General features: G+C 55.5%; 12 protein-coding genes, 2 tRNA genes and 2 rRNA genes. 5 read left to right on the top strand and 11 right to left on the bottom strand.

Annotated elements, in window-relative coordinates; all coding sequences use genetic code 11:
- The first annotated feature begins 163 nt into the window (after positions 1-163).
- Entirely contained in the window at positions 164-2,065 is a 1,902-nt protein-coding gene (locus DFG60_RS11325; protein WP_114571884.1) for an ABC-F family ATP-binding cassette domain-containing protein, read from the top strand.
- Entirely contained in the window at positions 2,062-2,481 is a 420-nt protein-coding gene (locus DFG60_RS11330; RefSeq protein WP_114571885.1) for a hypothetical protein, read from the top strand. The genes DFG60_RS11325 and DFG60_RS11330 overlap by 4 nt, the downstream gene beginning before the upstream one ends.
- Positions 2,482-2,503: 22 nt before the next feature.
- Here the strand turns inward: DFG60_RS11330 and DFG60_RS11335 are convergent, their stop codons facing one another.
- The gene (locus DFG60_RS11335) at positions 2,504-3,100 is read right to left on the bottom strand and encodes a flavin reductase family protein (protein ID WP_408608666.1); all 597 of its coding nucleotides are present in this window, start codon (positions 3,098-3,100) and stop codon (positions 2,504-2,506) included.
- Between the two features lie 15 nt (positions 3,101-3,115).
- A complete protein-coding gene (locus DFG60_RS11340) occupies positions 3,116-3,514 on the bottom strand; it encodes a DoxX family protein (RefSeq protein ID WP_114571887.1) in 399 nt (132 codons plus the stop codon).
- A 181-nt stretch (positions 3,515-3,695) separates the two neighbouring features.
- On the opposite strand from DFG60_RS11340, the gene DFG60_RS11345 reads away from it, so the two are divergent.
- Positions 3,696-4,016: a winged helix-turn-helix transcriptional regulator gene (locus DFG60_RS11345; RefSeq protein ID WP_114571888.1), complete on the top strand. Its 321-nt coding sequence runs from the start codon at positions 3,696-3,698 to the stop codon at positions 4,014-4,016.
- Positions 4,017-4,059: 43 nt separating this feature from the next.
- Here DFG60_RS11345 and DFG60_RS11350 read toward each other — a convergent pair whose 3' ends face one another.
- The 7 genes from DFG60_RS11350 to DFG60_RS11380 form a co-directional block, all read right to left on the bottom strand.
- The gene (locus tag DFG60_RS11350) at positions 4,060-4,629 is read right to left on the bottom strand and encodes a hypothetical protein (protein WP_114571889.1); all 570 of its coding nucleotides are present in this window, start codon (positions 4,627-4,629) and stop codon (positions 4,060-4,062) included.
- 19 nt (positions 4,630-4,648) lie between these two features.
- Positions 4,649-5,662 carry a tRNA (adenosine(37)-N6)-threonylcarbamoyltransferase complex transferase subunit TsaD gene (gene tsaD / locus DFG60_RS11355; protein WP_114571890.1) on the bottom strand — a complete coding sequence of 338 codons (1,014 nt, stop codon included), beginning with the start codon at positions 5,660-5,662 and terminating at the stop codon, positions 4,649-4,651.
- Complete coding sequence (rimI, locus tag DFG60_RS11360; protein WP_114571891.1) at positions 5,659-6,117, bottom strand: ribosomal protein S18-alanine N-acetyltransferase; 459 nt, start codon at positions 6,115-6,117, stop codon at positions 5,659-5,661. The genes tsaD and rimI overlap by 4 nt, the downstream gene beginning before the upstream one ends.
- Positions 6,107-6,754, bottom strand: coding sequence for a tRNA (adenosine(37)-N6)-threonylcarbamoyltransferase complex dimerization subunit type 1 TsaB (gene tsaB / locus DFG60_RS11365; protein WP_114571892.1), 648 nt, complete (start codon positions 6,752-6,754; stop codon positions 6,107-6,109). The genes rimI and tsaB overlap by 11 nt, the downstream gene beginning before the upstream one ends.
- Entirely contained in the window at positions 6,751-7,200 is a 450-nt protein-coding gene (tsaE, locus tag DFG60_RS11370; RefSeq protein WP_114571893.1) for a tRNA (adenosine(37)-N6)-threonylcarbamoyltransferase complex ATPase subunit type 1 TsaE, read from the bottom strand. Before tsaE ends, tsaB begins: the two co-directional genes overlap by 4 nt.
- Before the next feature lie 108 nt (positions 7,201-7,308).
- A tRNA-Met gene (locus tag DFG60_RS11375) sits at positions 7,309-7,385 on the bottom strand.
- Between the two features lie 33 nt (positions 7,386-7,418).
- Positions 7,419-7,495: transfer RNA gene (locus tag DFG60_RS11380), tRNA-Met, on the bottom strand.
- A gap of 156 nt (positions 7,496-7,651) precedes the next feature.
- On the opposite strand from DFG60_RS11380, the gene DFG60_RS11385 reads away from it, so the two are divergent.
- Together DFG60_RS11385 and DFG60_RS11390 are read left to right on the top strand one after the other, a co-directional pair.
- Entirely contained in the window at positions 7,652-8,419 is a 768-nt protein-coding gene (locus DFG60_RS11385) for a sporulation protein (protein WP_157964541.1), read from the top strand.
- Positions 8,412-9,080 carry a haloacid dehalogenase type II gene (locus tag DFG60_RS11390; protein WP_157964542.1) on the top strand — a complete coding sequence of 223 codons (669 nt, stop codon included), beginning with the start codon at positions 8,412-8,414 and terminating at the stop codon, positions 9,078-9,080. The genes DFG60_RS11385 and DFG60_RS11390 overlap by 8 nt, the downstream gene beginning before the upstream one ends.
- A 71-nt stretch (positions 9,081-9,151) precedes the next feature.
- On the opposite strand, the gene rrf is transcribed toward DFG60_RS11390, so the two are convergent.
- Both rrf and DFG60_RS11400 read right to left on the bottom strand, forming a co-directional pair.
- Positions 9,152-9,267: ribosomal RNA gene (rrf, locus tag DFG60_RS11395) — 5S ribosomal RNA — on the bottom strand.
- A gap of 91 nt (positions 9,268-9,358) precedes the next feature.
- A 23S ribosomal RNA gene (locus tag DFG60_RS11400) occupies positions 9,359-10,691 on the bottom strand; the annotation flags it as partial.

Consider the following 10,691-nt stretch of genomic DNA (forward strand, 5'->3'; position numbering starts at 1 on the left):
CTGCACTGCCCCCTTCAGCCGCCCGATAGCGGCTACCAAATCGATACATACAATAGTACTCAACTTGATTGTAAACCACTTCACATATACTCACAAACAATATATCCGCAAGACTGACCGCTTTTTTTCATGCTACACTTAAGGGTGGAAGGATGGATGACAGATGATTCTATTACAAGTGAACCAACTCTCAAAATCATTCGGCGTCGAGCCGATTTTAGAAAATATAAAACTCGAAGTACAGGAACGCGACCGGATCGCTCTCGTCGGACGAAACGGAGCAGGAAAATCGACCCTCCTCAAGGTCATCGCGGGTGAGTACAGCTATGACACGGGCGAGATCATGAAGAGCAAGGACGTCCGAATCGGCTACCTCGCGCAGGACAGCGGACTCGAATCGAACGAGACGATCTGGCAGGAGATGCTGTCGGTGTTCGAAGGGCTTCAGGAGCAGGAGCGCAAGCTGCGCCAGATGGAGATCGAGATGGGTGCGGAGCACATCCTGAACGATCCCGTCGCCTACGAGCGCCTGCTTAAGACATATGATCAGGCCCAGCACGACTTCAAGGACGAAGGCGGCTATCAGTACGAAGCGAACATCCGCTCCGTCCTGCACGGGATGCGTTTCTATCCGGACGACTATTCGCGCCGGATCCAGACGCTCTCAGGCGGACAGCGGACGCGCCTCGCCCTCGCGAAGATGCTTCTTCAGGCGCCGGACCTGCTCATTCTCGATGAGCCGACGAACCACCTCGATATCGACACGCTCTCCTGGCTCGAGAGCTACCTGTCCGGCTACCGCGGCGCCGTTTTGATCGTCTCGCATGACCGCTACTTCCTCGACCAGGTCGTCAGCGTCGTCTACGAGCTGTCGCGCAACCAGTGCCGCAAGTTCACCGGGAACTACACGAAATACCTCGAGCAGAAGGCTGCCCTCTACGAACAGGAGATGAAGCAGTTCGAACAGCAGCAGGAAGAGATCGCGAAGATGCAGGACTTCATCCAGCGCAACATCGCCCGCGCCACGACGACGAAACGGGCGCAAAGCGTGCGCAAGCGCCTCGAAAAGGTCGACCGGATCGACCGGCCGGACGGCGAGGAGCGAAGCACGGTGCTGTCGTTCCCGATCGAGAAGCAGAGCGGAAACGACGTCCTCCAGGTCAGCGACCTTGCGATCGGCTACAGTGAACCGGTCTCGACCCACATCACGTTCCGGCTCCAGCGCGGGGAGTCACTCGCCCTCGTCGGTCCGAACGGCATCGGGAAGTCGACGCTGCTCAAAGTGCTCGTCGGCCGCCTCGCACCGCTGTTCGGCGAGTTCCGTTTCGGTACGGGCGTTTCGATCGGCTACTACGATCAGGAGCAGGCTGAGCTCAACGACCGCAACCGCGTCATCGACGAGATTTGGAACGAGTGGCCGCTCATGCGTGAGCAGGAGGTCCGTTCCGTCCTCGGACAATTCCTCTTCAGCGGGGACGACGTCTTCAAGCTCGTCCATGAGCTGTCGGGCGGCGAACGCGGCCGCCTCGCGCTCGCGAAGCTGAAGCTCCGCAAGACGAACGTGCTCGTCCTCGACGAGCCGACCAACCACCTCGACCTCGACTCGAAGATGGTGCTCGAGAACGCGCTCGTCGACTACGAGGGCACACTCCTGTTCGTCTCGCACGACCGCTACTTCATCGACCGCGTGGCGACACGCGTCATCGAGATGAGCGCGAACGGCGTGACCGATTACCTCGGCGACTATTCCTACTACCTCGAGAAGAAGGCAGAGCAGGAGGAGATCGCACGCCTCGAGGCCGAGGAGGCGAAGCTCGCGAAGATCATGCCGCAGAAGATCGACAAGGAAGCACAAAAGGAAGAGAAGCGGCGAAAACAGGAACTCGAACGGCTCGAACAGCAAATCGGACAGTTCGAAGCCCGCTCGGCCGAGATCGAGCAGCTGCTGTGCGAACCGGAGATCTTCAATGATATCCCGAAAGCGACGGCACTGTCCGCGGAACGCGATCAGCTCGAACATGACCTGCTCGTCCTGATGGAACAATGGGAGCAACTTGAACAATGAGAACGCGCGCCTTCTTCATCAACCTGATCCAGGGCCTGCTCTCGGGCGTCCTCTACTTCGTCCCGCTCTATGCCGACTACGTGACGGTGTTCATCCGGCCGAACGCCTTCAACCCCGTCTACTTCCTGTTCATTTTGATCGCCTGCATGATCGGGCTCGTCATCCAGACGTGGAGCGGACTCCTGACGAGCCTGTTGTCCGGTCTGTTCTGTACGCTCGTCGCCGTCCAGTTCTTCGTCGCGACGAGCGAGCCGATCATCATCGAATACTATAGCCCGTTCACGCCGACGATCGCCTTCCTCCTCGGAAGCGTCGGGATTTTCGCCGCAAGCATACTGATCTACCTCATCGAAGGATACCGGCTCGAGCGCCGGCCGATGATGGAAGACATTAAAACGGACCGCCTTCTCGATTGAGAAAGCGGTCCTATTTTCGTCGTCATTTCATCGGGCGCGGGATCGTAAAAATCTCCCCGATCGTCCCGTAGTCGTGTCCTGCGAGCCGCGAGACCGGTTCAAGTGCTGTCGCGTCGATCCGGTAGTCACTGACGAGATCGTCATCGATATGATAGCGTATGACCTCACCGACGAGCAGGTCGGAGGAAGCGAGCGCCAAATGGTCGGTCAGGCGCATCTCGAAGCGGATCTTCGCCTCCCGGATGCCGGGTACGACGACGACGTCACTGTCCGCGAGCGTCAAGTTCGTCCGGGAGAGCTCGCTCTCGCCCGGCGGAAGCGGTGCTGCCGTCTCGTTGACGTCGTGGGTGATGTCGCGGCTGACGATCTGAATGACATATTCTTTCGTCTCGAGAATATTTCGCGCCGTGTCCTTCCGCCCGCCGTTTTGATGCTGGACGGCGACGACGAGCTGTGGCGGATCATTCGAGGCGACGGTGAAGAACGAGAACGGCGCCGCGTTGACGACGCCATCCTTGTCCATGGATGTGATGAAGGCGATCGGCCGCGGTATGACGCTGCCGATCAACAGCTTGTAGTTTTCTTTCGGCGATAACTCCGTCGGATCGAAATCCATCAAAAGTCCTCCTGTCGATCACCCGACGAGTGCAGCGAGTGAATAATCTCCTGCGCCGATCATCGCGACACCGAGTGCGATGACGATGAGCGCCATGTTGTATTCATACCCGTTGGCAGTCGCCCAGTAACCGTTCGTCCCGTGCACCTTGAAGATTGCGATGAGCATCGAGCCGATGATCAGGATCGCAGCGATCCAGAGGAACAATCCTGACGCGAAGAGCAGACCGCCGACGAGTTCGGTGATACCCGCGAGGAGCGCGAGTGCCTTACCCGGTTTCATCCCGATCGATTCGAACCAGCCGCCCGTCCCTTCGATGCCGTAGCCGCCGAACCAGCCGAACAATTTTTGTGTACCGTGAGCGGCGAACGTCAAGCCGATCACCAAGCGAATAATGAAGAGTCCTAGATCCATCATTTTGTACTACCACCTTTACTTATTGTTTTTCAATTACTTTTAGTAACCTTTAATTCAATATAGACTAACACTTACTAAAAGTAAACAACTTTGTTTTAATTCTTTTTGTTACTTAAAGTAAAATAATTCGTATTTCCTATAGAAAGCGGGTATACTAGTCTCATAAGAAAGGGTGAAAGCTATGGAAAAGACACTCGTCTCCCCAGCGCTTTGTCCTAGGGTCGAACATGCCTTCGAAATTCTCGGAAAGAAATGGACAGGTCTCATTCTGCGCCATCTCCTGACGAGCACCTGCCGATTCAACGAGATTCAATCGGCCATCCCGGAGCTCTCGGGCCGCATGTTGACGGAACGGATGAAGGAACTGGAAGAGGAAGGCATCGTCGAGCGGACTGTCATCCCGGCGCGGCCGATTAAGATCCAGTACAGCTTGACGCAAAAAGGGCGCGACCTCGAACCGGTCATCCGGTCAATCGAGGAATGGGCCGAAAAACAGGACTAACAAAGAAGCGGCGACCGCGAAGGTCACCGCTTCTTTGCTGTATTCAATAGTTCGACAGACGGGAGTATCCTTTTTTGAACAGGTCGAGCTTGATCCCGTCCTCTCCCTCGATGAAGAAGAGGTATTCGTTCTGGTCTACGTCCTTGTAGAACACCTTGTACAAGGTCAGATCGCGCTCCTTGCCGTTCTCCGTCCAAGTCGCGTCATGAGTCGAGATGACTTCCGCCTTGATCTGCTCCTTGTCGAGCTCGTCGACGAGCGGCTGGAGAGACGCCTTCTCGTCAGCCGTCGCAGGCTTGCCGGGAGCGATCGTGAAGAAGTCCGCGCTCGCCTTGTTCGTCAGACCATATTTCCGGTCGACGATGACGACGCTCTCGACCTTGCCGCTCTCCGTCTCATCATATGCATAGAGCTGTTCGACTTTCGTGTTCGTACCTTCCACCCGCCCGATTTGATAGAGCGGCTCATGCTTCGTGTTCGCCTCGACAGCTTTCGTCTCCGGAACACGTTCTTCCGTATAGGCGACTTGGTAGGCTTTGACGATTTCACGGATTTGGAGCCCGGTCGCTGCGATGGCGAGCAGACCGAGCGCTAAGATGATCGCTTTCTTCATTTGATTTCCCCCATAGTCATCACTTTGATTCTAAATCCAACCCTGGTTCAGCGTTCATGGCGAGCGTAGATGTACGCCCGGCCAGGTACGGATGGATCGCAGCAGCACCGATCATCGCGGCATTGTCCCCGCAAAGGGCGAGCGGAGGTGTCAACAGCGGAATCCCTTCCTGCTTGCATGCCGCTTCAAGCGCACCTCGCAATCCTTTGTTCGCCGCGACGCCGCCCGCGAGCAGGAGTTGCTTCGCACCCTTGTCCTTCGCCGCGCGGATCGCCTTGCCGACGAGCACCTCGACGACACTCGCCTGGAAGCTTGCCGCGAGGTCTTCCGGCACGATTTTCTCTCCACGCTGTTCCGCATTATGGACGGCATTGATGACGGACGACTTCAGCCCGCTGAAGCTGAAATCATATGAATCCTTCTCGAGCCAGATGCGCGGGAAGCGGAACGTGTCCTTCCCGCTTTGCGCGAGGCGGTCGATCTGCGGACCACCGGGATATGGCAGCTTGAGCGTCCTGGCCACCTTGTCATATGCTTCGCCAGCTGCGTCGTCCCTCGTCTCGCCGATGACCTCATACACACCATCTTCCGGCATGTAGATCAGTTCGGTATGACCGCCTGATGCGATCAGACAGACGAGCGGGAACTCAAGTTCACCGACGAGGCGGTTCGCGTAGATATGACCGGCAATATGATGGACGCCGATCAGCGGTTTCCCGTGCGCGAACGCGAGCGCCTTCGCCGCACTGATGCCGACGAGCAAAGCTCCGACAAGTCCCGGTCCTTCCGTGACGGCGATCGCGTCGACTTCTTCGATCGTCACGTCTGCCGTGCTCAGCGCCTCTTCGATCACATACGTCACGCGCTCGACATGGTGACGGGAAGCGACTTCCGGTACGACACCGCCGAAGCGTTTATGGCTTTCGATCTGGGACGAGACGACGTTCGATAAGATGTCGACACCGCCGCGCACGACGGACGCTGCCGTCTCGTCGCAGCTTGATTCGATCGCCAAAATGAGTGGTTGTGTCATGCGTCTTCTCCTTCCAGTGCCAGCCAGTAGATGGCAGCATCTTCGTTGTTGTCCTGATAGTATCGTTTTCTCGTTCCCGCGTAGCGGAAGCCGAGCTTCTCATAAAGCGAACGGGCAGGCGTGTTCGAGACCCGTACCTCGAGCGTCATCGCTGAAAGCGCGAGCTCTCTTGCTGACTCGATCAAGGAACTGAGTAGCTTCTCACCGATTTTTTGCCCGCGCAACGTGCGTTTGACGGCGACGTTCGTGATATGTCCCTCTCCCGCGATTTGCCAGAGGCCGGCGAATCCGACGATCTCATCTTGCTCTGTCGCGACAAGGTAATAGGCATTCGGGTTCCTTGTCATCTCGGTCTCGAACGCATCGATCGTCCAAGGCGTCGCGAACGACTGCAGTTCGACTTCGTGGACACCCTGAACGTCTGCAAGCGTCATTCTCCGGATATCAAGACTCATTTTGTGCCTCCAGCCATTTCGCCTCCGCCTCCGCGAGGCGAAGGTAACGGGGCTCGAACGCGTGCGGCGCTACAGTCTCGCGTTCTGCACCGAGCAGGGCGAGTACACCGGCACGTGGATAATCGAACGCAGCAGGCGCCTTTTTGAAGCGATTGCCTTCCGACAGGTCGACGTCTCCCGTGATGAGCGTCCCATCCGGCAAGCTCGCAGCGAATTCCGAGACGGTCACATGCCGTTCCTGACCGATCAGCTTCCCGTCTTCATATAAGGCAGCGAACGCCGTCCCGCGCCGTGCATCCTGAAGTGCAGCGACGAAACCGGATTGCCCGGTCGATGCCGCCATCAGTTCGAGTGTCGAGACGGCCGCCAGTTCGATATCGAGTGTATAGGCGAGTGTCTTCGCTGTCGTCGCACCGATCCGTAAACCTGTATAGGAACCCGGTCCGTCCGCGATGACGATCCGCGTCAGATCGCCCGCCTTCCATTTCATCTCCTGCATCATCCGTTCGATCAGCGGCATCAGCTTCGTCGCATGGTTCAGCGAAGTCAGCTGCGAGCTTTCCGCCAATATGTTCTCCCCGTCAGAGAGCGCGACGGACAGGCGCTTCGTCGACGTGTCGATTGCTAATATCTTCATACGGTCAACCCCTCACATAACTTCTCATATCGGACGCCGTGCGGTTCCAGGACGAACTGCCGTGACTCGTCCCCAGTCCGTGTGACCGTGATCGCGAGCCGCTCTTGCGGCAGGGATTCCGCGATCAGATGGGACCACTCGACGACCGAGACGCCGTCCCCGTTCAGATATTCCTCAAGCCCAATGTCATCCCCCGAATCCTCCAGACGATAGACATCCATATGATAGAGCGGCAGACGCCCGCTGTATTGCTTCATGATCGTAAACGTCGGGCTGTTGACGTTCCGTGTCACACCGAGCCCCTTCGCAAAACCTTTCGTGAACGTCGTCTTCCCTGCACCCAGATTACCGTCGAGCGTGATCACCATCCCCGAGCTGACCCTGCGCCCAAGTTCGAGCGCGAGAGCCGTCGTCTCTTCCGGGCTGTTCGTCTCCAAGCGAATCATCCGTCTTCCTCCCTCTTTCATTCTTCCTCCATTGTACCGAACTAAAAAGACAAAAAAAAATACGAAACGCTGAACGTTTCGTAGTAAAGTCGAAGTTTAGATTAAAATTGGTTGCGGGGGCCGGATTTGAACCGACGACCTTTGGGTTATGAGCCCAACGAGCTACCAGACTGCTCCACCCCGCGACGATAAACGTTTTGGAATTACGTATTAAAAATTGGTTGCGGGGGCCGGATTTGAACCGACGACCTTTGGGTTATGAGCCCAACGAGCTACCAGACTGCTCCACCCCGCGATGATATAACGTTTCGACATATATTAATATAGCATGCTTCTCTTCGGATGACAAGTGTTATTTTTTCTTCACTTCTTTTGTGAGTGTGAACACGATTGCATACTGGAAGATTAGGGAATCATATGTGCAAAGAATCTCATGAAGGAGGCGCTCTCCATGCCTTTATGGCGTAACGTCCTGGCCCGTTTCCGGTTCAGGACGATCGAAACCGAAATCTTTCTGTCGACGACTCATGTGCGCCCGGGTGACGTTGTCCGCGGTGCCATTCGAATCCGGAATATCACGCATCGCCTGATTTATTTGAGCGAAGTCGCTCTCGTCTTAAAAACACAATATGAACATCTGCCGAATCGTTCATTCGCTGAGCTGAAGCAGATCCATCTCCCGATCGACACGACGTTCGAGCCCCATGAGATCATCGAGTATCCGTTTGAATTCCTCCTCGAGGACTCTTTCCCTTCGACCCTCGGTTCTCCGATTCTGATCGAGGTCCTCATTGGAAATCAGCATGGCTATGTCATCGAACACGCACCGGACAAATCACTTCAAGTGCCCGCTTCCGACAACGTCACGAAGATTCTCTCGGCCCTTGAGAGCCTCGGCTTCCACCGTTTCGAGGTGCGAAACATCAAAATACAAGCAGGGACGGAAAGATACCCTTTCATCCAGCGGTATTCCTATCTTCCTGAAGAGGAATGGAGCAGGCGATTCGACGTCCTCAACGTCTTCTTCACCGAGACAAGGGAACATGTGCAGATGCATACGGCAGCTGAACATCGCCATGAATCCTCAAGCCCGATCGAACGACGATTCACACTCGATGAACTGGATGGAAAGATCGAGGAGATTGGAACGAAGATTGCAGACGAACTTCAAAAAATCCGGTTCAACCACAGTGAAGAGGTGTCTTCCTCCCATGAATAAGCCACTGTACCTCGTCTTCGATATTTATGGCACGTTGTTTGACGTGACGAAACTCTCGAAAGATTGCGAAGAAGTCTTTCCCGGGTTCGGTAGTGAATTCAGCACGATCTGGCGTGAGAAGCAGCTGCACTATGCTTTCGTATCAGAACTGACCGGGACATACGTGACCTTCTCCTCCCTGACACGACAGGCGCTGCAACATACGGCATTCGCTCATGAATTGCCGCTCGCACGGGAAGATGAGGAGAAGTTGATGGCGGATTATCTGAACTTGCCGCCCTTTCCGGAAGTCGAGAGCGTATTGCAGGAGCTAAAAGGAAGTTTTTCGATATGCCTTCTTTCGAACGGAGGAGAAGACATGCTCACACCTTTGCTTGCAAACGCGAACTTCGACAAATATTTCGATCATGTTTGGAGCATCGACACTGTGAGGCACTACAAACCTTCCCCTCTGGCTTACAGGCTGATTCGCGACCGAATCGGCCAAGATGCCGACGTATTGTTCCTCTCAAGCAATTGTTGGGACATCATTGGTGCAGGACGCTTTGGCTTCAAGACAGCTTGGATCAACCGAAACGGTCTTCCGTTCGAATCGACTGGCTATCAGCCAGATTACGTGCTGCTCGATTTGCGTGACCTCTTCTCTCTGCTTGAGCATTGAGTTGCTGAAAAAGAAAGCGAAATATCAAAAAAGACCGACTCGCGCAATCGCGAATCGGTCTTTTCATTCTTGCCTGGCAACGTCCTATCCTCACAGGGGGAAACCCCCAACTACTTTCGGCGCTCAGGTGCTTAACTTCCGTGTTCGGCATGGGAACGGGTGTGGCCACCTGGCCATCGCCACCAGACAAGTATCATCTTAACATTATGTCTCCATAACGTCAAGCTCTTTTTCGAAGGCTCGCGCCCTCAAAACTGAAGCCATCAACAAACATCGATTAGATCAAAGCCTCGACCGATTAGTATCACTCAGCTCCGCATGTCGCCATGCTTCCACCCGTGACCTATCTACCTCATCGTCTCTGAGGGGTCTTTCTTGATTGCTCAAAGGGAAATCTCATCTCGGAGGGGGCTTCATGCTTAGATGCTTTCAGCACTTATCCCGTCCGCACGTAGCTACCCAGCGATGCTCCTGGCGGAACAACTGGTACACCAGCGGTGCGTCCATCCCGGTCCTCTCGTACTAAGGACAGCTCTCCTCAAATTTCCTGCGCCCACGACGGATAGGGACCGAACTGTCTCACGACGTTCTGAACCCAGCTCGCGTACCGCTTTAATGGGCGAACAGCCCAACCCTTGGGACCTACTCCAGCCCCAGGATGCGATGAGCCGACATCGAGGTGCCAAACCTCCCCGTCGATGTGGACTCTTGGGGGAGATCAGCCTGTTATCCCCAGGGTAGCTTTTATCCGTTGAGCGATGGCCCTTCCATGCGGAACCACCGGATCACTAAGCCCGACTTTCGTCCCTGCTCGACTTGTAGGTCTCGCAGTCAAGCTCCCTTCTGCCTTTGCGCTCTTCGAATGATTTCCAACCATTCTGAGGGAACCTTTGGGCGCCTCCGTTACTGTTTAGGAGGCGACCGCCCCAGTCAAACTACCCGCCTGACACGGTCCTCCAGCCGGATCACGGCTGCGAGTTAGAGACTCTATGCATGAAGGGCGGTATCCCAAGGGTGACTCCTCCGAAGCTGGCGCTCCGGGCTCGACGTCTCCCGCCTATCCTGTACATCATGCACAAAGCCCCAATATCAGGCTGTAGTAAAGCTCCATGGGGTCTTTCCGTCCTGTCGCGGGTAACCTGCATCTTCACAGGTACTATGATTTCACCGGGTCTCTCGTTGAGACAGTGCCCAAATCGTTACGCCTTTCGTGCGGGTCGGAACTTACCCGACAAGGAATTTCGCTACCTTAGGACCGTTATAGTTACGGCCGCCGTTTACTGGGGCTTCGGTTCAGAGCTTCGCTTGCGCTGACCCATCCCCTTAACCTTCCAGCACCGGGCAGGCGTCAGCCCCTATACGTCATCTTGCGATTTAGCAGAGACCTGTGTTTTTGCTAAACAGTCGTTTGGGCCTATTCACTGCGGCTCCGCCTGAGGCGGAGCGTCCCTTCTCCCGAAGTTACGGGACCATTTTGCCGAGTTCCTTAACGAGAGTTATCCCGCGCGTCTTAGAATTCTCATCTCGCCTACCTGTGTCGGTTTACGGTACTGGCGCCTTCCACCTCGCTAGAGGCTTTTCTTGGCAGTGTGAAATCGTGACCTTCGTCCC

It is taken from the genome of Exiguobacterium flavidum, from assembly GCF_003344535.1.
In the GTDB taxonomy this organism is placed as follows: domain Bacteria; phylum Bacillota; class Bacilli; order Exiguobacteriales; family Exiguobacteriaceae; genus Exiguobacterium_A; species Exiguobacterium_A flavidum.